The following is a 26157-nucleotide window of genomic DNA, read 5'->3' as shown; positions in this document are numbered from 1 at the left end:
GCCCCGGGCTCGCGGCCGCGGCTCGCCGGCGGTGTCAGCCCGCCAGGCAGGACGGGCCGAGCAGCACCTTGAGGTCGCCGAAGAGTGCCGGATCGGGCTGCACGCGGTGCCGGTCGAGCCTGAGCACCGTCGTCTTGCGGGCCCCCTGGAGCTTGATCCGGACCTCCGAGTTGCCCCGGTGGTTGCCGAGGATCTCACCGAGCCTGCTGACCATGGGCGGTGTCACACGGACCGTGGGGATGGTGATGGTGACCGGCGCGTCCGTGCCCGCGTTGGACAGGTCGGGCACGGACATCTCCATCGCGACGAGCCGGGGCACGTCCTCCCGCTTGTCGAGGCGGCCCTTGACGAAGACGACGGTGTCCTCGACGAGCTGCGTGGACACCAGCTGGTACGTGGCGGGGAAGAACATGCACTCGATGGAGCCCGCAAGGTCCTCGACGGTGGCGATCGCCCACGCGTTGCCCTGCTTGGTCATCTTGCGCTGGAGGCCCGAGATGATGCCGCCGATGGTGACGACCGCTCCGTCCGCGTGCTCGCCGCCGGTGAGCTGGGAGATGGCCGCGTCCGACTTGTCGGACAGCACGTGCTCGATGCCGAAGAGCGGGTGGTCGGAGACGTAAAGGCCGAGCATCTCGCGCTCCTGCGCGAGCAGGTAGGACTTGTCCCACTCGATGTCGGAGAACTCGACGTCGAGGCCGAAGCCCGGCTCGTCGGACTTCTCCTCGCCCATGCCGCCGAAGAGGTCGAACTGCCCCTCCGCCTCCTTGCGCTTGACCTGCACCACGTTGTCGATCATCGGTTCGTGGTGCGCGACGAGGCCCTTGCGTGTGTGGCCCATCTCGTCGAACGCCCCGGCCTTGATCAGCGACTCGACGGTGCGCTTGTTGCACACCACCGCCTCGACCTTGTCGAGGAAGTCGGGGAACGAGGTGTACCTGCCCTTGGCCTTGCGGCTGCGGATGATCGAGTCGACCACGTTCTGGCCGACGTTGCGCACGGCCGTGAGACCGAAGAGGATCACGTCGTCACCCTGGGCGGCGAAGTTGGGCTGCGACTCGTTGACGTTGGGCGGCAGCACCTTGATGCCCATGCGGCGGCACTCGTTGAGGTACACCGCCGACTTGTCCTTGTCGTCCTTGACGGAGGTGAGCAGCGCCGCCATGTACTCGGCCGGGTAGTTCGCCTTGAGGTACGCCGTCCAGTACGTGACCAGGCCGTACGCGGACGAGTGCGCCTTGTTGAAGGCGTAGCCGGCGAAGGGGACCAGCACGTCCCACAGCGCCTGGATCGCCTCGTCCGAGTACTTGTTCTTCCTGGCGCCCTCCTGGAAGAGGACGAAGTTCTTCGCGAGCTCGTCGGCCTTCTTCTTGCCCATCACGCGGCGGAGGATGTCCGCTTCGCCGAGCGAGTAGCCGGCGACGATCTGGGCGGCCTTCTGGACCTGCTCCTGGTAGACGATCAGGCCGTGGGTGAGGCCGAGCACCTCGCGCAGCGGCTCCTCGAGCTCCGGGTGGATCGGCGTGATGTCCTGCTGGCCGTTCTTGCGCAGGGCGTAGTTGGTGTGCGAGTTCATGCCCATCGGGCCCGGCCGGTACAGGGCCGAGACGGCGGAGATGTCCTCGAAGTTGTCGGGCTTCATCAGCCGCAGCAGGGACCGCATGGGGCCGCCGTCGAACTGGAAGACGCCGAGCGTGTCGCCGCGGCACAGCAGTTCGTACGTCTTGGGGTCGTCCAGCGGGATGGCGAGGAGGTCGAGGTCCTTGCCCTTGTTGGACTTCACCATCTTGACGGCGTCGTCCATGATCGTGAGGTTGCGCAGGCCGAGGAAGTCCATCTTCAGCAGGCCGAGCGACTCGCACTGCGGGTAGTCCCACTGCGTGATGGTGACGTTGTCCGTGTGCCGTACCCAGACCGGCGCGTGGTCGACGATGGGCTCGCTCGACATGATGACGCCGGCGGCGTGCACGCCCATCTGCCGCACCAGGCCCTCGACGCCCTTGGCGGTGTCGATGACCTTCTTGACGTCCGCCTCGTTCTCGTACATCCCCCGGATCTCGCCGGCCTCGCTGTAGCGCGGGTGCTTGGGATCCGTGATGCCGGAGAGGTCGATGCCCTTGCCCAGGACGTCGGCGGGCATCGCCTTCGTGAGGCGGTCGCCCATCGCGTAGGGGTAACCCAGCACGCGCGCCGAGTCCTTGATCGCGTTCTTCGCCTTGATCTTGCCGTACGTGCCGATCATGGCGACCTTGTCGGCGCCGTACTTCTCCGTCACGTACCTGATGACCTCGACGCGCCTGCGCTCGTCGAAGTCGATGTCGACGTCGGGCATGGAGATGCGCTCGGGGTTGAGGAACCGCTCGAAGATCAGCCCGTGCGTGATCGGGTCGAGGTCGGTGATGCCCATGGCGTACGCGACGATGGAACCGGCCGCCGAGCCACGGCCCGGGCCCACCGCGATGCCGTTGTTCTTGGCCCACATGATGAAGTCGGCGACCACGAGGAAGTACCCGGGGAACCCCATCTGGATGATGATGTCCATCTCGTACTCGGCCTGCTTCTGCCGGTCGTCCGGGACACCCGAGGGGTAGCGGCGGGCCATGCCGCGCTTGACCTCCTCCTGGAACCAGGTGATCTCCGTGAAGCCTTCCGGGATCTCGAACTTCGGCATCAGGTCGCGCTTCTCGAACATGCCCGAGGTGTCGATCTGCTCCGCCACCAGGAGCGTGTTCGCGCACCCCTCCTGCCAGGCGTCGGACGAGTCGATCGCGTACATCTCCTCGGCCGACTTCAGGTAGTAGCCCGTGCCGTCGAAGCGGAACCGGTCGGGGTCCGAGAGGTTCTTGCCGGTCTGGATGCACAGCAGCGCGTCGTGCGCGGTCGCCTCGTTGGCGTACGTGTAGTGCGAGTCGTTCGTCACGAGCGGCGGGATGCCGAGCTTCCTGCCGATGTCCAGGAGCCCTTCACGTACCCGGTGCTCGATCTCGATGCCGTGGTCCATCAGTTCGAGGAAGTACCGGTCCTTGCCGAAGATGTCCCGGTAGTCGGAGGCAGCCTTGAGGGCTTCCTCGGGCTGGCCGAGCCGCAGCCTGGTCTGCACCTCGCCCGAGGGGCAGCCGGTGGAGGCGATCAGCCCCTCCGACCACTGTGCGATGGTCTCCTTGTCCATCCGGGGCCACTTCTGCAGCCAGCCCTCCGCGTACGCGTCGGACGACAGCCGGAAGAGGTTGTGCAGGCCCTTCGCGTTGGACGCCCAGATCGTCTTGTGCGTGTAGCCGCCGGAGCCCGACACGTCGTCGCGCTTCTGGTGCGGCTGGCCCCACTGGATCTTGCGCTTGTGCTTGCGCGACGCGGGCGCGACGTACGCCTCGATCCCGATGATCGGCGTGACCTCCGCCTTCTTCGCCTGGTGGAAGAAGTCGTACGCCCCGTGGAGGTTGCCGTGGTCCGTCATCGCGATGTGCGACATGCCCATGTCCTTGGCCGCGGAGAACATGTCCGACAGCCGCGCGGCACCGTCCAGCAGGGAGTACTGGGTGTGCACGTGCAGGTGCGTGAACGGGCGGTCGGTCACGGCGGGGCCTCCAGCGGCAGGTCTCCAGGGACGTCGTGGAGTCTACGACCCGGCACTGACATCGACGGCGGCACTCGGGTTCCGCCGGCACTCGGGTTCCGCCCCGCGCGGCCGGGCACTCGCGGCGGCCCCCGCACGTTGCCGCTGCGGACGGGTCCCCGCCGGCCGCCGGCGGGGACCCACCGTGACCAGGCACCCGCCAACAGGAGGCACCAGACGATGTCGGCTCCCCGACCCGTGACACCAGCGGACGAGCAGCGCGGCGAGGAGATACTCGCCGTGTTCGAGACCGCGTTCGGCGAGCTGCTCGCGGCCGACCCCGCCGCGTTCCAGGTGAAGTTCCGCAAGATGGCGGCCTCCGCCTTCGCGTTCTACCGCGGCACGGCCTGCCTCTTCTACCACGACCTGGAGAAGGACGGCGGGGACCGCGCCTTCCTCGACGAGCGGACGGGCCGCGTGTGGATCCACGGCGACCTGCACGCCGAGAACTTCGGCACGTACATGGACGCCGGCGGCCGCCTCGTGTTCAACGTGAACGACTTCGACGAGGCGTACGTGGGCCCCTTCACCTGGGACCTCAAGCGGCTCGCCGCGTCCCTCGCCCTGATCGGCTACACGAAGGCGCTCAGCGACGCGCAGATCACCGGCCTGGTCGAGACGTTCGCCGCCGCCTACAGGGAGCGCATCCACGCCCTCGCGACGGGCGCCAAGAACGACGAGGTACCGCCGTTCACACTGGACACCGCGCGCGGGCCGCTGCTGACGGCGCTGCGCTCGGCGCGCTCGCGCACCCGGTTCTCGCTGCTCGACTCGATGACGGAGATCCGCGACTGGGAGCGCAGGTTCTCCGCGGGCGACGGCTCCGTCGAGCTGGACGCGGCGACCCGGTACAAGATCCTCGCCGCGTTCGACGGCTACCTGGAGACGCTGCCCGAGGCGAGCCTCGCGCGCCCGGACTCGTACCGCGTCAAGGACGTCGTGGGCCGCCGCGGCATCGGCATCGGCTCCGCGGGCCTGCCGTCGTACAACATCCTCCTGGAGGGCAACAGCGACGCCCTGGAGAACGACGTCGTCATCTACCTGAAGCAGGCGCAGGTGCCCGCCGTCTCGCGCCATGTCGCGGACACCGCGGCGCGCGGATACTTCCAGCACGAGGGGCACCGCACGGTGATCTCGCAGCGCGCGCTGCAGGCGCACGCGGACCCGTGGCTCGGCTGGACCGAGCTGGACGGCGCGGGTCAGCTGGTCGCCGAGATCTCGCCGTACGCGGTCGACCTCGACTGGTCGGACATCGACGACCCCGCGGAGATCGCCGGCGTCGTCGCGGACCTCGGCAGGGCGACGGCGACGATGCACGCGGCGGCGGACGACGAGAGCGGCCACACGCTGGTGCCGTTCTCCACGGAACGGGCCATCGACGCGGCGATCGCGGCGGACGAGGACGGGTTTGCTCCGCTGCTGACCGGCTTCGCCCACGCCTATGGCGCGCGCGCGAGGGCCGATCACCAGATCTTCGTCGACCTGTTCCGCAACGGCCGCCTCGACCGGGCCTAGCTCGATCTTCCATGTCCACGGCCCGGGAATGTCCGGGGCCAGGGCGGTAACGGTTACCGCTTCTTTAGATCCTCCTCACAGCCTCCCATGGCACACTCGATCCGATGGACATATCCGGGACGCAGCTGCGAGTGGCGCGGGCGGCAGTCTTCACGGCACTGGTCGTGACGCTGTCCGCCGGCTCCCACGTGCTGCTGTCCCGCTCACCGCTGCCGCTGTCCGTGCTCGCGGTGCTGACCGCGGCGGTCTTCGCCGCCGCCTACGCGACGGCGGGACGCGAGCGCGGCTTCTGGTCCATCGCGGCGCTGCTCGTGCCGCTGGAACTGGCGGCCGACACCGTGTTCACCGCGGGCCAGCAGGTCTGCTACGGGCCGTCCGGCGGGCCCGTCACGGGGTCGCTGCGGTCCGTGGGCTTCGACGTCCTGTGCGGCCACCCCATGGGCGCGCACCTGCCGGGCGTCGGGTCCATGGGCGCCCCGCAGGGGGCGGCGGCGGCGTTCCTCACCTCGCCGGACCACCCGTGGCTGCCGTGGGCGCTGCTCGCCGTCCACGTGTCGGTCGGGCTGCTGGCCGCCGCCTGGCTGCGCCGCGGTGAGGCGGCCGTCGCCGGGCTCGTCGGCACGGTCGCCGCGTTCGCCTTCCGGCCGCTGCTCGTCGCGGTCGGGGCGCTGGCACGCGGCGCGCACGGCGCGCCCCGCAGGGCGCCGCGCCCGGCGCTCGTGGACGTACCGCCGCCGGTCACCCGGTTCCTCGTGCACTCCGTGGGGCGGCGGGGGCCGCCCGTCCTCGCGCTCGGCACCGTCTGAGCGCGTCTTCGGCACGTCCCCCTTTCGTCTTGTGTCATCACACGGAGTGAACAGTCATGAGTGCACGCAACAACAGCGCCAACAAGGCCGCCGCACGGGAGCGCCTGCGCGCGGAGCGCGAGAAGCAGGCCAGGCGCGACAAGGTGCGCAAGCAGTCCATCGTCGCGGGCTCGGGCGTCGTCGTGCTCGCGATAGCCGCCGGCGTCGTCCTGCTGGTCCACAACGCCAACAAGCCCTCCGGGTGGGAGGCTGCGGCGAAGGTGACGAACGTCGTCGCGCCGAAGAACACCTCGGGCAAGGACGGCACCACCGTCGTCATCGGCAAGTCGAGCGCGAAGAAGACGCTGGTCGTGTACGAGGACTCGCGCTGCCCGATCTGCGCGCAGTTCGAGCAGACGGTCGGCTCGACGGTGCAGAAGGACATCGACGCGGGCAAGTTCAAGTTCCAGTACGTCGGCGCGACCTTCATCGACAACCACGACAACGGCGTGGGCTCGAAGAACGCGCTGTCCGCGCTGGGCGCGGCGCTCAACGTGAGCCCGGACGCGTTCCTGCACTACAAGAGCGCCCTCTACTCCACGAAGTTCCACCCGGACGAGAACACCGACAAGTTCAAGAGCGACAGCTACCTGATCAAGGTGGCCGACACGGTGCCGGAGCTCAAGGGCAACGCGGCGTTCCAGAAGGCCGTCAAGAACGGCACGTACGACGCGTGGGCGATGAAGATGTCCGCGAAGTTCGACAAGAGCGGCGTGCAGGGCACCCCGACGTTCAAGATGGACGGAAAGACCATCACGGTGCCGGGCACGACGAACCCGCCGATGACGGTCGACCAGTTCAACGCGGCGATCTCCAAGGCGCTGGGCTCGTAGCACACCGGCGGCCCCGCCGGGCCGTGGCGCGCGCGTCACGCCCCGGCGGGCCCCCGTCCGCCTTCGCCCGCCACGTCGGCCGCGAAGGCGAGGGCGGTGCGCCAGGTCTGCTCGGCCGCTGCCTCGTCGTAGTCCTCGAAGTCCGCGTCCGTGTACAGGTGGCCGACGCCCGGGTAGCGGAAGACCTCCGGGTCCGCGCCGGCGCGCCGCAGCCCCAGGTACCAGGCGGTGAGCCAGTCGTGCGGCTCGAAGACGTCGGGGTCGGCCACGTGCAGTTGCACGGGGAGGTCGTCCGCCGTCGCTCCCTGCGCGATGTCGGACGTGCCGTGCAGCAGGAGGAGCCCGCGCGCGTTCTCGTCGCCGAGCGCGAGGTTCTGCGCGATGGAGCCGCCGAGCGAGAAGCCCGCGTACAGGAGCCCCTCGGCGGAGTGCGGAGCCACGGCGGTCACGGCGCGCCGCAGCAGCTCGTCCTTGCCGATCGCGTCCTTGATCGCCAGGCCTTCGTCCAACGTGCCGGCGGTTTGCCCGCCGAAGAGGTCGGGCACGCGGACGGAATGCCCGGCGCCACGAAACCGATCAGCGGCGTCGTGGACGGCCTGACGCACACCGAGAGCCGAATGGAACAGCACGATCTCCATCCGGCCATCCTGCCATCGCCGACCCATCGGACCGGACACTGAGGGGATCATGAACGAAGCACTGCGACCACTGACCGTCCTCGGCGGATCGGTCGCGCTCACGCTGCTGCTCGGCTGGGCGGCCGACGTGCTGCTGCGGCGGCTGGACGAGCGCCACCACGACACGCCGCTGTGGGGGCTGCTGCGGCGTTCCGGGGTCCCGCTCCAGGTGGTGCTGCTGGCTTCGCTGCTGCGCGGCAGCTACCGGGCCACGCACTGGTCGTTCATCCACCGCCACGCGAACGCCATCGGGCAGCTGCTGTCGCTGGTGCTGATCGCGGCGGGCGCGTGGCTGCTGATCCGGATCGCGTCGGCGATCGTCGAGTCGTCGTACGCGCGCTACGCGTCGTCCACGCGCGACCCGATGCGGGTGCGCCGCGTGCGCACCCAGGTGCTGCTGATCATGCGGATCGTGACGGCGGTCGTGGTGATCGTGGCGGTGGCCGCGATGCTGCTGACGTTCCCGGACATGCGGGCCATCGGCACGTCGATGCTGGCGTCCGCGGGCATCGTCGGCATTGTCGCCGGTGTCGCGGCCCAGTCGACGCTCGGCAACCTCTTCGCGGGCTTCCAGATCGCGTTCGGCGACATGGTGCGCATCGGCGACACGGTCGTGGTGGACGGCGAGTGGGGCGTGATCGAGGAGGTCACGCTGACGTACCTGGCGGTGCGCACCTGGGACGAGCGCCGCATCACGATGCCGGTGTCGTACTTCACGAGCAAGCCGTTCGAGAACTGGTCGCGCGGCGGCGCCCAGATGACGGGCACGGTCTACCTGCAGCTCGACCACACGGCGCCGATCCCGCGGATGCGGGAGAAGCTGCTGGAGATCCTCGAGTCGTGCAAGGCCTGGGACGGCCGCAGCTGGAGCCTGGTGGTGACGGACACCACGGCCACCACCATCGAGGTGCGTGCGGTCGTCACGGCGAAGGACGCGGACGACATCTGGACGGTGCGGTGCACCGTGCGCGAGCAGCTCGTCGGCTGGCTCGCCGACCACCACCCGTACGCGCTGCCGCGGGTGGCCACGTCCCAGGCGGCGTCCCTGCGCACCCGGCTCACCAAGGCGGACGGCACGGTCCAGGCACCGCGGCCGCGCAGGACGGTGCCCGACGACGAGACCCCCGACATGGGCCGGGGCTGACGGAGCGCACCCCGCGCCGAGAGGCACGCCGGTCCGCGATGGTCGCGCAGGCCGCAGGCATCGCGCAGGCCGCAGGCATCGCGGAAGCCGCAGACGCCGCGCGGGCCGCGGGCCCCGCGCAGGTCAGCGCAGGGAGCGCATGTCCAGGTGGCGCAGCACGCGGTCCACGATCTCCGGGTCCGCGCCCGGCTCGTTCCTGGCCGACAGCACCTCGTGGCGCGCGGCCGACATCATGTCCCGCTGGATGCGCCGCAGCGTCTTCGCGTAGGACACGCGGCGCGCGAACCACTCCTTGCGCTCGTCCTCGACGACGATCGGGCTGATCCGCGCGCCGATGTCGAACGCCGTCCGTGTCAGCCGCTCGGTGAGCTCGTCGGGCAGCTCCTCGACATCCTCGATCTCCTTCAGCCGGTGGCGTGCCGCGCGCGCCGCGCGTACCGCGAGGCCGTGTTCGAGCTTGCGCTCCGCGTCCGTGTCGGACGTCACGCCGAGGCGCCGTACGAGCCACGGGAGGGTGAGCCCCTGCACCACGAGCGTCGCTATGATCACCGAGAACGCGATGAAGACGATCTCGTCGCGGCCCGGAAACGGGCGCCCGTCGTCCGTGGTCAGCGGCACCGCGAGCGCCAGCGCGACCGAGGCCACCCCGCGCATCCCCGACCACCACATGACGACGCTCTCCCGCCAGCTGGTCGGGATCTCCTCGTCCAGGTCGCGCAGCGAGTGCAGCTTCCTCGTGACCCAGGCCGCGGGCAGCAGGTAGAGGAACCGTACGACCACGACGACGCCCGCGATCGTCGCGCCCCACCTGACCAGGCTCCACACGTGGCCGCCGCCGATGCCGAACGCGTTGTGCAGTTCGAGGCCGATGAGGCCGAAAGCGACGCCGGTGACGAGCGTGTCCACGATCTCCCAGAACGAGTTGCCCGCCAGGCGGCCCATCACGTCGTCGGCGTCCGCCGTGTGTTCGGCGAGGAAGAGCGCCACGGTGAGCACCGCGAGCACGCCTGAGCCGTGCAGCTCGTCCGCCAGCACGTAGCTGACGAACGGCACGAGCAGCGTCAGGCCGATCTGCAGCGTCGCGTCGCCGAGCAGCGACATCAGCTTGTTGGACAGCCAGCCGAGCCCCAGGCCGACGGCCACGGCGACCACCGCGGACAGGACCAGCTCCCCTGCGGCCTCCGGCCAGGAGAACGTGCCGCTGACGACGGCCGCGATCGCGACGTCGTACAGCACGATCGCGACGACGTCGTTGAACAGCCCCTCGCCCTCCAGGATCGACACGAGCCGCCTCGGCAGACCCAGCGAGCCGGCGACGGCCGTCGCGGCGACCGGGTCGGGCGGCGCGACGAGCGCGCCGAGCGCGACGGCCGCCGCGACCGGAAGGCCGGGCACGATGGCGTTCGCGACGGTGGCGACGGCGACCGTGGTGATGAAGACGAGCGCGACCGCGAGCAGGAAGATGGGCCGCTTGTTCGCGGCGAACTGCCGCCAGGACGTGCGCTGCACCGCCGCGTACAGGAGAGGCGGCAGCAGCAGCGGCAGGATGTACTGGGGCGGCACGTGCACGTTCGGCACGAACGGCAGCAGCGCGCACACGATCCCGATGAGCGTCATCAGCACCGGCGGCGGCAGCCCGAGGCGCGTCCCGAGGGGCACGGTCACCACCGCTCCCACCAACAGCAGGAGCAGCAGGGCCAACTGGTCCACGGTTATGCCTCCGACGGTGCTCACGGGCCGCTGTGATCAGGTCGCTGTGATCAGGGTGTGATCAGGTCGCTGTGATCACGTCGCTCCAGCCTGCCAGCTCGCGGCGCGCGCAGGGCGCACGTCCCCCGTGACGCGCCTCACCAGGCCGGCGGCCGCGGGTCTCCCGTGGGCCTCACGGCCCGGCGGGCCGCCGCGTCAAAGAGCCCGCCGCATCGAGCGGTGCGGGATGCCGGCGTCGAGGAACTCCTCGCCGTACGCCGCGTAGCCGAGCCGCTCGTAGAACCCCGTCGCGTGCGTCTGCGCGTGCAGGTCCACCGCCGTGAGCCCGGCGGCACGCGCCGCGTCCTCGATACCGCGCACCAGAGCCGCGCCGACGCCGGTCCCGCGCGCCGCGCGCGTCACGGCGAGCCTGCCGAGCGCGCCGGTCCCCGGGTCGCCGCCGGTCACATCGGCGGCGCCGGGCCCGTACAGCAGCCGGCCGGTGCCGAGGGCGCTGCCGTCGGCGCCGACCGCGAGCACCTGGAGGGCGTCGCCGTCGCGGCCGTCGTACTCGAGATCCTCGGGCACGCCCTGCTCGGCGACGAAGACGTCCTTGCGCACCGCGAAGCACGCCGCCAGGTCCGCCGGACCCTCCGCAAGCCGCACCGCGTACACGGCCGCCGCGTCGCTCACGCGTTGCTCTCCCGGCTGACGGTGTCGAGCGCGTGCCGCAGATCGGCCGGGTAGGCGCTGGTGAACTCGACCCACTCGCCGTCCGCCGGGTGCTCGAAGCCGAGGCTGACGGCGTGCAGCCACTGCCGCGTCAGACCGAGGCGCTTGGCGAGCGTCGGGTCGGCCCCGTACGTCAGGTCGCCGACGCACGGGTGGCGGTGCGCGGACATGTGGACCCTGATCTGGTGCGTGCGGCCGGTCTCCAGCTTGATGGACAGCAGGGACGCGGCCCTGAACGCCTCCATCAGGTCGTAGTGCGTGACGGACGGCTTGCCGTCGACCGTGACCGCCCACTTGTAGTCGGCGGTGGGGTGGCGGCCCACGGGCGCGTCGATGGTGCCGCTCATCGGGTCGGGCAGGCCCTGGACGAGCGCGTGGTAGCGCTTGTCGACCGTGCGCTCCTTGAACTGCCGCTTGAGCAGCGTGTAGGCGCGCTCCGACTTCGCCACCACCATGAGGCCCGACGTGCCGACGTCGAGCCGGTGCACGATGCCCTGGCGCTCCGCCGCGCCCGAGGTGGAGACGCGGAAGCCCGCGGCGGCGAGGCCGCCGATCACCGTCGGCCCGTGCCAGCCGGGGCTGGGGTGCGCGGCGACGCCGACCGGCTTGACGACGACCACGACGTCGTCGTCGTCGTGCACGATGTCCATGCCCTCGACGGGTTCGGCGACGACCTGCACCGGGGCGGGCGCGCCCGGCATCTCCACCTCCAGCCACGCGCCGCCGGTGACACGGTCGGACTTGCCGACGGTCACGCCGTCGACCTGGACCTTGCCCTGTGCGGCCAGCTCGGCCGCCTTCGTCCGGCTGAGCCCGAAGACGCGCGCGAGGGCGGCGTCGACGCGCTCGCCCTCGAGACCGTCAGGCACAGGGAGTGTTCTGATGTCCGGAATGATGCCCGTCCCGTGATGAAGTGACCTGGACCGCGTCAGTTCCGGTGGACCGTCCCGTCCGGGTCGAGTCCGCGGAACGACAGCAGCACGACAAGAATGCCACCGCAGGTGATGGCCGAGTCGGCCAGGTTGAACACCGCGAAGTGGGCGGGGGCGATGAAGTCCACCACCGCGCCCTCGAAGATACCGGGCGAGCGGAAGACGCGGTCCGTAAGGTTGCCGAGGGCGCCGCCGAGCAGCAGGCCGAGCGCGATGGCCCAGGGCAGGCTGTAGAGCCTGCGGGCCAGCCGGGCGATCACCGCGATCACCACGGCGGCGATGATGGTGAAGATCACCGTGTAGGCCGCGCCGAGCCCGAACGCGGCGCCCGCGTTCCTGATGACCCGCAGTTCGAGGGCGTTGCCGAGCACCTTGACGGGCTCGTGGTACTCCAGCTTGGCGACGACGAGCAGCTTGCTGCCCAGGTCGAGGAGGTAGGCGACCACGGCGACGGCGAACAGCGCGATGATCCTGCGCTTCCCCTTGGGCCGCTCGGCGGGTACCGCGGCCTCGTCGTCGTCAACGTCCGGCGTACCGATGATGCGCTCCGCCTCTGCCACGTGAGTTCCTCGACAAGCTAGGTGAGAACCCGCCGGGTCCCTGGCGGGCCCTGCCGGTGCCTGTGTGGGAACGAGGGTACGGCACGGCGGGTCCCCAGGGCGCCGGTCAGGCCCTGCGCTCCTGCTTCTGCTTGTCCTCCACGCAGAGGGTCGCCCGGGGGAAGGCCTGCATCCTGGCCTTGCCGATCGGCTTGCCGCACACCTCGCACCGGCCGTACGTGCCGGCGTCGAGCCGCTGCAGGGCGCGCTCGGTCTGCTCCAGCATCTCGCGTGCGTTGCCCGCGAGGGCCATCTCGTGCTCGCGCGTGATGTTCTTCGTACCGGTGTCGGCCTCGTCGTCGCCGGCGCCGTCGGCCGAGTCCCGCATCAGCCCGGCGAGCGCGCGCTCGGACGAGGTGATCTCGGCGGAGAGCCTGGCGATCTCGTCCCTGAGGCCGGTGCGCGCCTCGGTGACCTCCGCCTCGGTCCAGGGGTCCTCGCCCGGCCTTACGGGCAGCTCTCCGGGCGCCACCGGGGCCGCGACGCCCGACGCCGCCCCGTCCCGCACCGCCGGGTCCTGTGCTGCGGCCGTGCCGGAACGGCCGCCCGCGGTCTTCTTCGCTGCCACCGTGTGCGCTCCTGTCTCGTCGGCCGCCGTGCCCTCGCGGGCGGCGCCGTGTCGCTTGTCATCGCCGGGGGCCCGGCTCGACGTCGCCTTCTTGGCCGCGGCCTTCTTGGCCGCGGCCTTTTTGGCGGGGGTCTCTTTGGCGGGGGCCTTTTTCACCGCCGTCTTGTGGGCCGCCGTCTTGTGGGCCGCCGCCTTCTTGGCGGGTGCCTTCTTGGCGGGTGCCTTCTTCGCGGCCGCCTTCTTGGCCGCTGCCTTCTTCGCGGGAGCCTTCTTCGCAGGTGCGTCGTCGGCGGGCGCCTTCTCCGCCGCCGCCTGATCGGCCTCCGGTCGCTCCGGGGACGACCCCTGGCCTGCCGCCGCGGATCCTGCCCTGGTCGTCTTCTTCGCCATGGCCGCGGCTCCCTCACATTCCGTGATCTTGCCCGGGGCTCGTGTTGGGACGATAAATCGACACCAGCCCGGCGGCAACGGGGCACGCCGCCCCCGCGCCCCTCTCCCCTGCCCTCTCGCCGTTCGCCTGCATCCGTTGTGCCCAGCTCTCCGCCGCGTAATCCGGCCGAATCGGGCGCCCGGCGGCCACCGCTGGGCCCGCCCGTCCGCATGTGGCCATTAGGGTCACGCGCGCCCCCTGGCCGGGCGCCCGGCAAAAGCGGTACTGCGCGGGCCGGCGCGGACCGTACACTGGGGCGAGCGAGAGGCGTGGATGGGGACGAGTAGCCCGAGAGCGGCCAGGAGCGACCCGGGGACGGTGCGAGCCCGGGGGCAGAGCGCGGAGCGAAGGATCACCCCTGAGCCGCCGGAAGAAAGCCCGCTGCACGACGGCGGGTGAGTAGAACCGGCAGCGCGACCCCAACGAGGGGGCCCGGGCGCGTGCGTGCCCGGCGCCAAGGAGGGTGGTACCGCGGGAGCCGAGTGCTCTCGTCCCTCCGGACGGAGATGCCGCAGTCCGCCGGAGGAAGCGCCCGATGACCGCACTGACCCCGACCTCGCCGCAGTACCGCCAGGTGCCGGCGCAGGTCGACCTGCCCGCGCTCGAACACGCCGTGCTCGACTTCTGGCGCGAGTCCAGGATCTTCGCCAAGTCCATGGAGCGGACCGAGGGCCGCCCCGAATGGGTGTTCAACGAGGGCCCGCCGACCGCCAACGGCATGCCGGGCGCGCACCACATCGAGGCCCGCGTCTTCAAGGACGTCTTCCCGCGCTTTCGCACCATGCGCGGCTACCACGTGCCGCGCAAGGCGGGCTGGGACTGCCACGGCCTGCCGGTCGAGCTCGCCGTCGAGAAGGAACTGGGCTTCGAGGGCAAGAAGGACATCGAGGCGTACGGCATCGCCGCCTTCAACGACCGGTGCCGCGCGTCGGTGACCCGGCACACGGACGCCTTCGCCGAGCTCACGAACCGCATGGGCTACTGGCTCGACATGGACAACGCGTACTGGACGATGAGTCCCGAGTACGTCGACTCCGTCTGGTGGTCGCTCAAGCAGATCTTCGGCAAGGGCCTGCTGGTGCAGGACTACCGCGTCGCGCCGTGGTGCCCCAAGGACGAGACGGGCCTGTCCGACCACGAGCTGGCGCAGGGGTACGAGACGGTCGTCGACCCGTCCGTCTACGTGCGCTTCCCGCTGACGTCGGGACCGCTCGCCGGCGAGGCGTCGATGCTGGTGTGGACGACCACACCCTGGACGCTCGTGTCGAACACGGCCGTCGCGGCCCACCCCGACGTGCGGTACGTCGTCGCGACGGACGGCACGGAGAAGCTGGTCGTGGCCGAGCCGCTGCTGGCCGAGGCGCTGGGCGAAGGCTGGGAGGCCACGGGCACGTCGTTCACCGGCAAGGAGATGGAGCGGTGGACCTACGACCGCCCCTTCGACCTGGTGGACTTCCCCGCCGACGTCCCCGCGCACTTCGTCGTCAACGCCGAGTACGTCACCACCGGGGACGGCACCGGCCTCGTCCACCAGTCCCCCGCCTTCGGCGAGGAGGACCTCAAGGTCGGCCGCGCCTACGGGCTGCCCGTGGTCAACCCCGTACGCCCCGACGGCACCTTCGCGCAGGACGTGCCGCTCGTCGGCGGCGTCTTCTTCAAGAAGGCCGACGAGGCGCTGACGGAGGACCTGCGCGCACGCGGCCTGCTGCTGAGGCACCTGCCGTACGAGCACAGCTACCCGCACTGCTGGCGCTGCCACACCGCGCTGCTCTACTACGCGCAGCCGTCCTGGTACATCCGCACGACGGCCGTGAAGGACCGGCTGATCGAGGAGAACGAGAAGACCAACTGGTTCCCCGAGTCGGTCAAGCACGGCCGGTACGGCGACTGGCTGGACAACAACGTCGACTGGGCGCTGTCCCGCAAGCGCTACTGGGGCACCCCGCTGCCGATCTGGCGGTGCGCGGGCGAGGAGGGCCACCTCCGTTGCGTCGGCTCGCGCGCCGAGCTCACGGAGCTCACCGGCACCGACCAGTCGGAACTCGACCCGCACCGCCCCTTCATCGACGAGGTCACCTTCGCCTGCCCCGAGTGCGGGAGGACGGCGACGCGCGTGGACGAGGTGATCGACGCCTGGTACGACTCTGGCTCGATGCCGTTCGCGCAGTACGGCTACCCGTACAAGAACAAGGAGCTGTTCGAGCGGCGCTACCCGGCGCAGTTCATCAGCGAGGCGATCGACCAGACGCGCGGCTGGTTCTACACGCTGATGGCGATCGGCACGCTCGTCTTCGACGAGTCGTCGTACGAGAACGTGGTCTGCCTGGGGCACATCCTCGCCGAGGACGGCAGGAAGATGTCCAAGCACCTGGGCAACATCCTGGAACCGATCCCGCTGATGGACCAGCACGGCGCCGACGCGGTGCGCTGGTTCATGGCGGCGGGCGGGTCGCCGTGGGCGGCGCGCCGCGTCGGGCACAACACGATCCAGGAAGTCGTCCGCAAGACCCTGCTGACGTACTGGAACACGGTGGCCTTCCAGGCGCTGTACGCGCGCACGTCGGGGTGGGCGCCGTCCGCGGCCGACCCCGCGCCCGCCGACCGACCGCTGCTCGACCGGTGGCTGCTGAGCGAGGCGCACGCGCTGGTGGCCGAGGCGACGCGCGCGATGGAGGCTTACGACACGCAGCGCACCGGCAAGTTGCTGTCCGCGTTCGTCGACGACCTGTCGAACTGGTACGTGCGCCGCTCGCGCCGCCGCTTCTGGCAAGGCGACAAGGCGGCGCTGCGCACGCTGCACGAGGTGCTGGAGACGGTGACGCGCCTGATGGCGCCGCTGACGCCGTTCATCACCGAGCGTGTGTGGCAGGACCTGGTGGTGCCCGTGGCGCCGGACGCGCCGGAGTCGGTGCACCTGGCGAGCTGGCCGGAGAGCGACCCGTCGGCGGTCGACCCGGAGCTGTCGCGGCAGATGGCGCTGGTGCGGCGGCTGGTCGAGCTGGGCCGTGCGACGCGCGCCGAGTCGGGCGTGAAGACGCGCCAGCCGCTGTCGCGCGCGCTGATCGCGGCGTCCGGGTTCGAGGCGCTGCCCGGGGGCTTGCGCGAGCAGATCACGGACGAGCTGAACGTGTCGTCGCTCGCGTCGCTGTCCGAGGTGGGTGGTTCGCTGGTGGAGACGACCGCGAAGGCCAACTTCCGTGCGCTCGGCAAGCGGTTCGGCAAGCGCGTCCAGGAGGTGGCGAAGGCCGTCGCGGCGGCGGACGCGGCGGAGCTGTCGCGCGCGCTGCGCGAGGGCACGGCGTCGGTGGACGTCGAGGGCGAGACCGTCTCGCTGGCGGCGGACGAGGTGATCATCACGGAGACCCCGCGCGAGGGGTGGTCGGTGGCGTCCGACTCGGGCGCCACGGTCGCGCTCGACCTGGAGATCAGCCCCGAGCTGCGCCTCGCGGGCCTGGCGCGGGACGCGATCCGCCTGATCCAGGAGGCACGCAAGAACAGCGGCCTCGACGTGGCGGACCGCATCGCCCTGCGCTGGGCGACGACGTCGGACGAGACGCGGGCGGCCCTGACCGGGCACGCGACGCTGATCTCCGACGAGGTGCTGGCCACGGACTACGCGGAGGGCGACCCGGACGGCACGTACGGGTCACCGTTCACGGACGAGGGCCTCGGCCTCACGTTCCACCTGCGCAAGGCGTGACACCAAGGGCCGGCCGCCTCCCTGCTCCCCTCGCGGGACGACGGGGGCGGCCGGCCCTGTCTCGTGCGGAGTGCATCCGAGGCATCCGCGCACGCGGAAAGGGCCGGGCCCGGGTCTCGTAAGACCCGGGCCCGGCCCTGCGTCCTGCCTGCCGACGGCGGACGTTCGCTCACACGCGCCGTACCGGCGCGCGACCGATCAGTTGTCGTCCTCGTCGATCAGGAAGCCGCGCATCGGCGACGGCGCCTGCTGCATCGGCTGCGGCGCCTGCGGCCGCACCGGTGCCATGGGCTGCGTCATCGCGGGCGACATCTGCTGCTGGCCGCCGTACGACGGGCCCGAGGACGGGCCGCCGTGACCGCCGCCCATCGAGGGGGCGCCGTTCATCGAGTGCCCGATCGAGCTCGCGCCTGCCGACGCCATGGAGGGCGACGGCGGGAGCGACGGCGCGGACGAAGGCGTACGCGGCGGGGCCAGCGAGTCGTCGGCCTGGGTCTCCAGCTGGCGCAGCTGGCTCTCCAGGTACGACTTCAGCCTCGTGCGGTACTCGCGCTCGAAGCCGCGCAGGTCCTCGACCTTGCGTTCCAGCGTGGCGCGCGCCGACTCGAGCGAGCCCATCGCGACGCGGTGCTTCTCCTGCGCGTCCCGCTCCAGCGCGTCCGCCTTGGCGCGGGCGTCCCGCTCCAGGCCCTCGGCGCGGCTGCGCGCCTCGCCGACGATCTTGTTGGCCTCGGACCGCGCCTCGGCGATCGCCTGGTCGGCGGTCTGCTGGGCGAGGGAGAGGACACGCGCGGCGCCGTCACCGTGGGGTCCGCCGGGCTGGCCGAGCTGCGGGGCGTGGCCCATCGGGCCGGGGCCCATCTGGCCGGGACCGCCCATGGGGCCGCCCATCGGACCGCCGGGGCCGCCCATGGGGCCACCCATCTGCTGCTGCAGCTGGCCGGGGCCACCCTGCATGGGGCCGCCCTGCATGCCCGGGCCACCCTGCATCGGGCCGCCCTGCATGGGACCGGGGCCGTGCTGGCCCTGCGGACCGCCGGGACCCTGCGGGCCGTGGCCCTGCGGACCGCCGGGACCCTGCGGGCCGTGGCCCTGCGGACCACCGTGGCCCTGCGGACCGCCGGGACCCTGGGGGCCGCCGGGGCCCTGCGGGCCGTGTGCGCTGGGGCCCGCGGGCAGCTGCGGCGGGCCCATTTGTGGGGGCTGCTGTTGTGCGGGAGGTCCGGATATGGCCGCAGGGACGGGACCGCCTGGTCCGCCGGGGCCCTGCGGGCCGTTCTGCCCCTGCCGGTCCTGCGGCTCGGGGGCCTTGCGCATGCCCTGCTGTTGCTGGTTCTGCGCGGCCGCTCGCGTGGCGGCGGCCAGCTTGGCGCGCAGATCCTCGTTCTCGCGGAGCAGGCGAGTCAGTTCGGCCTCGACCTCGTCGAGAAAGGCATCGACCTCGTCCTCGTCATAGCCTTCTCGGAGGCGGACGGTCGTGAACTGCTTGTTCCGCACGTCCTCGGGGGTCAACGGCATCTCTTCTTCACCTCTACGTAGTCGTCGGCAGTCGGCAAGACCGTATCGTCCACACTCATCCCGCGAACCCGCCTACGACGGAAATCAGGATGTAAACGATGATCATCAGAACGAAGAAGGACAGGTCGAGTGCCACGCCCCCGAGACGCAGCGGCGGAATGAACCGCCGCAGAACCTTGAGCGGTGGATCGGTGACAGTGTAGGTGGCCTCGAGTACGACCACCATCGCCTTCCCGGGTTGCCATGAACGTGCGAACTGGAAGACGTAGTCCATGACCAACCGGAAGATCAGCACGATGAGGAAGCACATCAGAGCGATGTAGATCACCTGCAGCGCAACGCCCATCCCGCGCGTCCCTCTCCCCTGACTCACTCGGTCCGGCCGTACGGCCGGTGTCGTACCCGGTGTCGTGTTCTCAGCTCTGGTTGAAGAATCCGCCCTCTGCGATGCGGGCCTTGTCCTCCGCCGTGACATCGACGTTAGCAGGAGACAGCAGGAACACCTTCTGGGTCACACGTTCAATGCTGCCATGGAGACCGAAGACCAAACCCGCGGCAAAGTCGACAAGTCGCTTCGCGTCGGTGTCGTCCATCTCGGTCAAGTTCATGATCACCGGGGTGCCTTCACGGAAGTGTTCCCCGATGGTACGGGCCTCGTTGTAGGTCCGGGGGTGCAGCGTGGTGATGCGGTAGGGCTCCCGCTCCGACACGACCTTGGGCATGATCACCGGTGCGTTCTTCTCCAGACTCGGGCGTTCAGGTGTGATGGATGCCACGGGGGCGATTCGCGCGGGTCGTCCGCTTTCCGCCGTCAGTGACACCGGTTCGCGTTCCCGCTCACGCTGCGGGGGCGGGCCCGGGACCCGTACGGGTTCCTCACGCTCGATCTGGTGCACGGGCTGGCGCCGGTGCTCCCGCTCGGGTTCGGGCTCGGGTTCGAAGTCGTCGTCGGGGTCGAAGCCCCTGCCGTCGTACCCATCGTCCTCCACGAGGCCGAGGTACACCGCCATCTTGCGCATCGCGCCGGCCATGCTCCGGTTCCTCCGCTCTGTGGTGGATCCTCGTCACCAAGTGTCCGCGATCCACTCGGCCTAGCCGCCTTTCAGCGGAAATGACCATATTTTCTACTCTGGTCCGACTTGCTTCGCGACGTTACCCGAGCCGGGGTCGGTCTCCGAGTACCGCCGTACCGACGCGTACATGTGTCGCACCCGCCTGTACAGCCTCTTCGAGGTCCGCGCTCATCCCCGCCGAGACCATGGTCGCAGCAGGATGGTCGGCGCGCAGGCGGGATGAGATTTCCATCAGCCGCTCGAACGCCGCCCGTTGCCGTCCCGCGTACGGTCCCGCGAGTGGCGCGACGGTCATCAGCCCGTCGAGCCGCAGTCCCTCGGACCCGGCCACCGCGTCGGCCAACTCGCCGACCGCGCCGGGTGCGACACCGCCCCTCGCGCCGCGCTCGCCGGACTCCGCGTCCAGCGCGACCTGGATGAGGCAGCCGACGTCGCGGCCGCGGCGCACCGCGGCCGCGGAGAGCGCGGCGGCGAGGCGCGGGCGGTCGACCGACTGGACCTCGTCGGCGTAACCGAGCACGGATCTCGCCTTGTTCGTCTGCAACTGTCCCACGAAGTGCCAGTTCAGCGACAGATCCGCGCACGCGGCGGCCTTGGGCCCGGCCTCCTGGTCGCGGTTCTCCGCCACGTCGCGGACGCCGAGTTCGTGGAGCGTGCGGACGTCTTCGGCGGGGTATGTCTTGGTGACCACGACGAGGTGCACCTCGCCGTGGTCCCGTCCCGCGGCTTCGCACGCGGCGGCGATGCGGCCGCGAACGGCGTCGAGATTGCGGGCCAGTTCGGCCTTGCGGTCGCTCATGTGGTCAGCCCAGCCAGACGTAGCCGGCGAGCCGGCCGGTGGTGCGGTCGCGGCGGTACGAGTAGTGGTCCGCCGACTCCCGTGTGCAGACGGGCGAACGGTGCAGGTCGCGCACGCCGAGCCGGGCGAGTTGCGCGTGGACGCCGGCGGCGACGTCGACGGCGGGGGTGCCCCAGCTCGTCTCCGCGTGCGCCTCGGGCACGGCGGCGCTGACGTCCTCGCGCATCTCACCGGGAACCTCGTAGCACCGCCCGCAGACGGCGGGCCCCGTGCGTGCGGTGATGCGGGCCGGGTCGGCGCCGAGTTCCGTCATGGCCGCGACGGCGGCGGGCACCACTCCGGCGACGAGGCCGGGGCGTCCCGCGTGCGCCGCCGCGACGATCCCGGCGGCCGGATCGGCGAGCAGGACCGGGACGCAGTCGGCGGTGAGCACGGCGAGCGCGAGCCCGCGTTCGGCGGTGACCAGCGCGTCCACCGGCGGAATGTCCGCGTCCGTCTCCCACGGGGCGGTGACGACCGCCACGTCGCTGCCGTGCACCTGGTTCATCCAGACCACGCGGCCCGCGTCGATGCCGAGCGCCTCGGCGGTCAGCTTCCGGTTGGCCAGGAGGTCGGCGGCACGGTCGCCGACCGCACCGCCGAGGTTGCGCTCCTCGTACGGAGCGGCGCTCACCCCGCCCCACCGGTCGGTGAAGGCGAAGTGGGCGCCGCCCGTTGTCGCGGTGTCGTTCCGTATCACTTCAGGAAGTCCGGAACGTCCAGTTCCTCGGCCGAGCCGTCCTGGTAGGGCGGGCGCGTCGGCGGAACGTGCGGGGTGGAGACCGGCGGCAGCGGCTTCTCGGCGACCGGGACGGCGGGCTCCGCCACCGCCGCGCCGGAGTCGTCGGGGGCCGGTACGGTGCCGAGGCCGCCGGAGACCGGACGGCCCCCGGCCGGCGAACGGGAGGCGCCGGGCTGCTCGTCACGCTTCGCGTTCGACGAGCCGAGCGCGGACTCGCGCCGCGTCGGCGGCTGCCCGCCGTCGAAGCCGGCCGCGATGACCGTGACCCTGACCTCGTCGCCGAGCGCGTCGTCGATGACCGCGCCGAAGATGATGTTCGCCTCGGGGTGCGCGGCCTCGCTGACGAGTTGGGCCGCTTCGTTGATCTCGAACAGGCCGAGGTCGCTGCCGCCCGAGATGGACAGCAGCACACCGCGCGCGCCGTCGATGGACGCTTCGAGCAGCGGCGAGGAGATCGCCATCTCCGCCGCGGCCACCGCCCGGTCGTCGCCGCGCGCCGAACCGATGCCCATGAGCGCCGAGCCGGCCTCGGACATCACGGACTTCACGTCGGCGAAGTCCAGGTTGATCAGGCCGGGCGTGGTGATGAGGTCGGTGATCCCCTGGACACCGGAGAGCAGGACCTGGTCGGCCGACTTGAACGCGTCGAGCACGCTGACCTGGCGGTCCGAGATGGACAGCAGGCGGTCGTTGGGGATGACGATGAGGGTGTCGACCTCTTCGCGGAGTTCGGCGATGCCGTCCTCCGCCTGGTTGGCGCGGCGGCGTCCCTCGAACGTGAACGGGCGCGTCACCACGCCGATCGTGAGGGCGCCGAGCGAGCGCGCGATGTTGGCGACGACCGGTGCGCCGCCGGTGCCTGTGCCACCGCCTTCGCCGGCCGTGACGAAGACCATGTCGGCCCCCTTGAGGACCTCCTCGATCTCCTCCCGGTGGTCCTCGGCCGCCTTGCGGCCGACCGCCGGGTTGGCGCCGGCGCCGAGGCCGCGGGTCAGTTCGCGGCCGACGTCGAGCTTGACGTCGGCATCGCTCATCAACAGGGCTTGCGCATCGGTGTTGATCGCGATGAACTCGACACCCTTGAGACCGACCTCGATCATTCGGTTGATGGCATTGACACCACCGCCGCCGACACCGATGACCTTGATGACTGCGAGGTAGTTCTGCGGTGCTGCCACGTCGAAGGCCTCTCGCCTCGGGTTGCGTGCCGCCGCGCTGCTACCTTTCCGCCGCGCGACGACTGATGCCGATTGGGACGGTCCGAATCGCCGACCCGAACCCTAACGTTGAAGTTTAGGGTTACCAGTGTGTCTGCTTCTTGGACTCTTCCGAACAGGACACTAAGTCGACAAGCGGCGGACGTTCAATGAACACGCCGAACCTCCCGTTTTTCTTTTCACCCTATGTGATCACCCGTAGCGCTGGCCAACCAGGGCCCCGGCCTGCGCACATGCGCGTCAACTCGCCGACGCGGCGGGTGCGCTGGGCGCGCTGACGTCGAAGTGGTCCGCCTTCGGGACGGCTTTCATGAGAGCGCCGAGTGCACGCGCCTTGGCCGCGCCGTCCTCGCCGCTCCCCCACATCACCGTAATGCCGCCGGTCAGCTTCACGGTGACGGAATCGTAGGAACGAACCTCAAGCTCACTGGTCTCACCGGCGACTTCGCGCGGGAGTGAGGCCCGCACGACCGCCGCCTCGCGCAGCAGCCGGGTGGTCGAGAAACGGGCGGACCTGGCGGCGGGGTCGAGCGACAATTTCAGCAGCGGAACGCCCGAGGGCGCTTTGGCCACCGTGTCGAATCGCACGCCGTGTGCGTCCACTTCCGTGAACCCCGCGCCTTTCCTCATGACGAGGGCGGGCGTTCGCTCGGTCACTTCGAGGGCGAGCGTGTGCGGCCATGAGCGCGACACGTCCACGGATTCGACGCGCGGCAGCCGGCGCTCGACGCGCGCCGCGACGGCGCCGGTGTCGAGGGAGGCGAGCGGCGACCCGATGGGCGCCCGTGCCGCGTCGGTCACTTGGCGTGGCGTCAGCACGTCCGTCCCCTTGACCTCGACGTGCGTGAGCTTCAGCCATGACGAGCCGTAGAGCAGCCAGAGGACGAGGCCGAACAGGACGGCCACGCCCGCGAGTACGACAATCAGCCTGCGTCGCGTGAGGCGAGGGCCCCGGCCCGACTGCTCGTCATCACGGCCGGGCTCCGACCGCGGTGGCCGCGCGTGCTGCTCGGCTGTGGTCGGTCCGGTCATGAGCCCCTGCCTCTCGCTCGGTCGGGTCACGCTGACCCGCGCCTCACGCCTGGCGGCGCGCGGCGATCGCCTCGTACACCATGCCGACGAGCAGGTCGTCGGCGTCCCTGCGGCCGAACTCCGAGGCCGCGCGGGACATCTCGTACAGCCGGTGCGGATCCGCCAGCACGGGAAGGACGTTGTTCTGCACCCACTGCGGGGTCAGTTCAGCGTCGTCGACCAGCAGGCCGCCGCCGGCCTTCACCACCGGCTGGGCGTTGAGCCGCTGTTCGCCGTTGCCGATCGGCAACGGTACGTACGCGGCGGGCAGCCCGACGGCGGAGAGTTCCGCGACGGTCATCGCGCCCGCGCGGCAGAGCATCATGTCGGCCGCGGCGTACGCGAGGTCCATCCGGTCCACGTACGGTACCGGGACATAGGGCGGCATACCCGGCATGTTGTCCACGTGCGGCATTTCGTTCTTCGGGCCGACCGCGTGCAGGATCTGGATGCCCGAGCGCTGGAGCACCGGGGCGACCTGCTGGATCACCTCGTTGAGCCTGCGCGCGCCCTGCGAGCCGCCGGAGACGAGCAGCGTCGGCAGGTTGGGGTCGAGGCGGAACGCCGCGCGCGCCTCCGGCCTGACCCTGGCCCGGTCGAGCGTGGCGATGGTGTGGCGCAGCGGGATGCCGATGTAACGGGCACCGCGCAGCTTGCTGTCGGGCGTGGAGACGGCGACGGCGGACGCGTAGCGCGAGCCGATCTTGTTGGCGAGGCCGGGCCGCGCGTTGGCCTCGTGGACGACGATGGGGACGCCGAGCCGCTTGGCCGCGAGGTAGCCGGGGAGCGCGACATAGCCGCCGAAGCCGATGACGCAGTCGGCCTTGGTGCGCTCCATGACCTGCTCGGCGGCCTTGATGGTGCCGCGCAGCCGGCCGGGCACGGTGATCAGTTCGGGTGTCGGCCTGCGGGGCAGCGGTACGGCGGGGATGAGCGCGAGCTCGTAGCCGCGTTCGGGCACGAGCCTGGTCTCCAGGCCGCGCTCCGTGCCGAGGGCCGTGATCCCGGTGGTGGGATCCGCCCTGCGCAGCGCGTCCGCGAGGGCGAGCGCGGGCTCGATATGGCCGGCGGTCCCTCCACCTGCGAGTACGACATGCACCGAAATTCACCGCTCTCCTGACGGCCGCCGCTTGACGCGCCGTCTCATCGTCATCCGTCCCAGTCCGCCCGGCATCCTGCCGAGGACGGGCCCCCGCACGGCAAGTGCCGCCTTCGCCGCGGGTTCCTGGCGCGCGAACGCGATCATGAGCCCGACGGCGAACATCGTCGGCAGCAGGGCGGACCCTCCGTAGGAGAACAGCGGGAGCGGGACGCCCGCGATCGGCAGCAGACCGAGCACGGCACCGATGTTGATCATGGCCTGGGCCATGATCCAGGTGGTCACGCCACCCGCTGCGTATCTCACGAAAGGGTCCTCCGTGCGTCCGGCCACGCGGATACCCGCATAGCCTAGAGCCGCGAAGAGGGCGAGCACCGACAGCGTCCCCGCCAGGCCCAGTTCCTCCCCCGTGATGGCGAAAATGAAGTCGGTGTGCGGTTCGGGAAGTTGGCCCCATTTCTCCACACTCGCTCCGAGTCCCGAGCCGAACCAGCCGCCGGAGGCGAGCGCGTAGAGGCCGTGCACGGCCTGCCAGCACTGGTCGTTGGGGCCAGGCGATCCCGCGCCGATGCAGTCGATGCGGCCCATCCGGTTGGGGCTGGTCTTGACGAGCATGGCGCCGATGGCGACAGCGACGCCGAGCACCCCGGCGAAGAGCCTGGTGGGCGCGCCGGCGAGCCACAGCAGGCCGAAGAGGATGGCGGTGAGGATGATCGCCGTGCCCAGGTCGCCGCCGAGCATGATCAGGCCGAGCAGCAGGAACGCGCACGGCACCAGCGGCACCAGCAGGTGCTTCCACTGGTTCAGCAGCCGCTTGTCCTGCTTGCGTGCGAGGAGGTCGGCCCCCCACAGGACGAGGGCGAGCTTGCCGAACTCGCTGGGCTGGAGCTGGAAGGAGCCGAAGCCGATCCAGTTCTGGTTGCCGTTGACGGCCACTCCTATCCCTGGAACCTGGACGAGCGCCATCAGGAACACGGTGACCACGAGCATCGGGTAGGCGAGCGCGCGGTGCAGCTTGATCGGCATCCGGGTCGCGGCGAGCAGCAGCACACTGCCGATGACCGCGGCGAGGAACTGCTTGCGGAAGAAGTAGGAGGCCGGAAGCGAGAGCTCCAGCGCCTTGATCATGGAGGCGGAGTACACCATGACGAGGCCGAGCACGGTGATCAGCACGCTGCTGCCGATGATCAGGTAGTACGCGGTGAGCGGCCGGTCCCACGCGCGTCTGAGCTGCTCGTACCTGCGCCGCAGCCCCGCTCCGTGCGGCGGCCCGGCCGGCGGGCGCGGGGCGCGGGGGCGCGAGGCGGGGAGGGGGGCGGGGG

The 26157-nt window shown here is 70.8% G+C and carries 21 protein-coding genes; 5 read left to right on the top strand and 16 right to left on the bottom strand.

Annotated elements, in window-relative coordinates:
- Positions 1 to 34: 34 nt before the first annotated feature.
- Entirely contained in the window at positions 35 to 3574 is a 3540-nt protein-coding gene (gene dnaE / locus JFN87_RS21435; RefSeq protein ID WP_209342322.1) for a DNA polymerase III subunit alpha, read from the bottom strand.
- A 219-nt stretch (positions 3575 to 3793) separates the two neighbouring features.
- On the opposite strand from dnaE, the gene JFN87_RS21430 reads away from it, so the two are divergent.
- The 3 genes from JFN87_RS21430 (at position 3794) to JFN87_RS21420 (ending at position 6806) form a co-directional block, all read left to right on the top strand.
- Complete coding sequence (locus JFN87_RS21430; RefSeq protein WP_209342320.1) at positions 3794 to 5128, top strand: DUF2252 domain-containing protein; 1335 nt, start codon at positions 3794 to 3796, stop codon at positions 5126 to 5128.
- Positions 5129 to 5232: 104 nt separating this feature from the next.
- Positions 5233 to 5934, top strand: coding sequence for a hypothetical protein (locus JFN87_RS21425; protein WP_209342318.1), 702 nt, complete (start codon positions 5233 to 5235; stop codon positions 5932 to 5934).
- 56 nt (positions 5935 to 5990) lie between these two features.
- Entirely contained in the window at positions 5991 to 6806 is an 816-nt protein-coding gene (locus JFN87_RS21420; protein WP_209342316.1) for a thioredoxin domain-containing protein, read from the top strand.
- Positions 6807 to 6841: 35 nt separating this feature from the next.
- On the opposite strand, the gene JFN87_RS21415 is transcribed toward JFN87_RS21420, so the two are convergent.
- Positions 6842 to 7444, bottom strand: a complete 603-nt coding sequence (locus tag JFN87_RS21415; RefSeq protein ID WP_209342314.1) for a dienelactone hydrolase family protein — start codon at positions 7442 to 7444, stop codon at positions 6842 to 6844.
- 49 nt (positions 7445 to 7493) lie between these two features.
- Here JFN87_RS21415 and JFN87_RS21410 point away from each other — a divergent pair, with 49 nt between their 5' ends.
- On the top strand, positions 7494 to 8627 hold the full coding sequence (locus JFN87_RS21410; RefSeq protein ID WP_209342312.1) for a mechanosensitive ion channel family protein: 1134 nt from the start codon (positions 7494 to 7496) through the stop codon (positions 8625 to 8627).
- Positions 8628 to 8750: 123 nt separating this feature from the next.
- On the opposite strand, the gene JFN87_RS21405 is transcribed toward JFN87_RS21410, so the two are convergent.
- The 5 genes from JFN87_RS21405 to JFN87_RS21385 all read right to left on the bottom strand — a co-directional run bounded on the left by JFN87_RS21405 (position 8751) and on the right by JFN87_RS21385 (position 13537).
- Positions 8751 to 10337, bottom strand: coding sequence for a Na+/H+ antiporter (locus JFN87_RS21405; protein ID WP_209342311.1), 1587 nt, complete (start codon positions 10335 to 10337; stop codon positions 8751 to 8753).
- 195 nt (positions 10338 to 10532) lie between these two features.
- Complete coding sequence (locus tag JFN87_RS21400; protein ID WP_209342310.1) at positions 10533 to 11009, bottom strand: GNAT family N-acetyltransferase; 477 nt, start codon at positions 11007 to 11009, stop codon at positions 10533 to 10535.
- Entirely contained in the window at positions 11006 to 11944 is a 939-nt protein-coding gene (locus tag JFN87_RS21395; protein ID WP_209342324.1) for an RluA family pseudouridine synthase, read from the bottom strand. Before JFN87_RS21395 ends, JFN87_RS21400 begins: the two co-directional genes overlap by 4 nt.
- A 32-nt stretch (positions 11945 to 11976) precedes the next feature.
- On the bottom strand, positions 11977 to 12540 hold the full coding sequence (gene lspA / locus JFN87_RS21390; protein ID WP_209342309.1) for a signal peptidase II: 564 nt from the start codon (positions 12538 to 12540) through the stop codon (positions 11977 to 11979).
- A 106-nt stretch (positions 12541 to 12646) separates the two neighbouring features.
- Positions 12647 to 13537, bottom strand: a complete 891-nt coding sequence (locus tag JFN87_RS21385; RefSeq protein ID WP_209342308.1) for a TraR/DksA family transcriptional regulator — start codon at positions 13535 to 13537, stop codon at positions 12647 to 12649.
- Between the two features lie 575 nt (positions 13538 to 14112).
- On the opposite strand from JFN87_RS21385, the gene ileS reads away from it, so the two are divergent.
- Entirely contained in the window at positions 14113 to 17277 is a 3165-nt protein-coding gene (gene ileS / locus JFN87_RS21380) for an isoleucine--tRNA ligase (protein ID WP_209342307.1), read from the top strand.
- Positions 17278 to 17475: 198 nt separating this feature from the next.
- Here the strand turns inward: ileS and JFN87_RS21375 are convergent, their stop codons facing one another.
- From JFN87_RS21375 to ftsW, 9 genes are all read right to left on the bottom strand, one after another.
- Positions 17476 to 18795 (bottom strand): DivIVA domain-containing protein, encoded by a 1320-nt coding sequence (locus JFN87_RS21375; RefSeq protein ID WP_209342305.1) that lies wholly within the window; start codon positions 18793 to 18795, stop codon positions 17476 to 17478.
- 55 nt (positions 18796 to 18850) lie between these two features.
- Entirely contained in the window at positions 18851 to 19141 is a 291-nt protein-coding gene (locus JFN87_RS21370) for a YggT family protein (protein WP_030909356.1), read from the bottom strand.
- 70 nt (positions 19142 to 19211) lie between these two features.
- Positions 19212 to 19826: a cell division protein SepF gene (locus JFN87_RS21365; RefSeq protein WP_209342304.1), complete on the bottom strand. Its 615-nt coding sequence runs from the start codon at positions 19824 to 19826 to the stop codon at positions 19212 to 19214.
- Between the two features lie 121 nt (positions 19827 to 19947).
- Positions 19948 to 20667: a YggS family pyridoxal phosphate-dependent enzyme gene (locus JFN87_RS21360; RefSeq protein ID WP_209342302.1), complete on the bottom strand. Its 720-nt coding sequence runs from the start codon at positions 20665 to 20667 to the stop codon at positions 19948 to 19950.
- A gap of 4 nt (positions 20668 to 20671) precedes the next feature.
- Positions 20672 to 21403, bottom strand: coding sequence for a peptidoglycan editing factor PgeF (gene pgeF, locus JFN87_RS21355; RefSeq protein WP_209342323.1), 732 nt, complete (start codon positions 21401 to 21403; stop codon positions 20672 to 20674).
- Positions 21403 to 22626, bottom strand: coding sequence for a cell division protein FtsZ (gene ftsZ, locus JFN87_RS21350; protein WP_209342300.1), 1224 nt, complete (start codon positions 22624 to 22626; stop codon positions 21403 to 21405). Before ftsZ ends, pgeF begins: the two co-directional genes overlap by 1 nt.
- Positions 22627 to 22905: 279 nt before the next feature.
- Positions 22906 to 23697 carry a cell division protein FtsQ/DivIB gene (locus JFN87_RS21345; protein ID WP_209342298.1) on the bottom strand — a complete coding sequence of 264 codons (792 nt, stop codon included), beginning with the start codon at positions 23695 to 23697 and terminating at the stop codon, positions 22906 to 22908.
- Positions 23698 to 23740: 43 nt separating this feature from the next.
- Positions 23741 to 24835: an undecaprenyldiphospho-muramoylpentapeptide beta-N-acetylglucosaminyltransferase gene (gene murG / locus JFN87_RS21340; RefSeq protein WP_209342297.1), complete on the bottom strand. Its 1095-nt coding sequence runs from the start codon at positions 24833 to 24835 to the stop codon at positions 23741 to 23743.
- 6 nt (positions 24836 to 24841) lie between these two features.
- The coding region (gene ftsW / locus JFN87_RS21335) for a putative lipid II flippase FtsW (protein WP_209342295.1) at positions 24842 to 26157 on the bottom strand (1316 nt) is incomplete at its 5' end.

This window comes from Streptomyces montanisoli, assembly GCF_017813245.1.
Classification (GTDB): domain Bacteria; phylum Actinomycetota; class Actinomycetes; order Streptomycetales; family Streptomycetaceae; genus Streptomyces; species Streptomyces montanisoli.
Note: the sequence above shows the minus strand (reverse complement) of the source record. Positions and strands in the feature narration are given on the sequence as shown.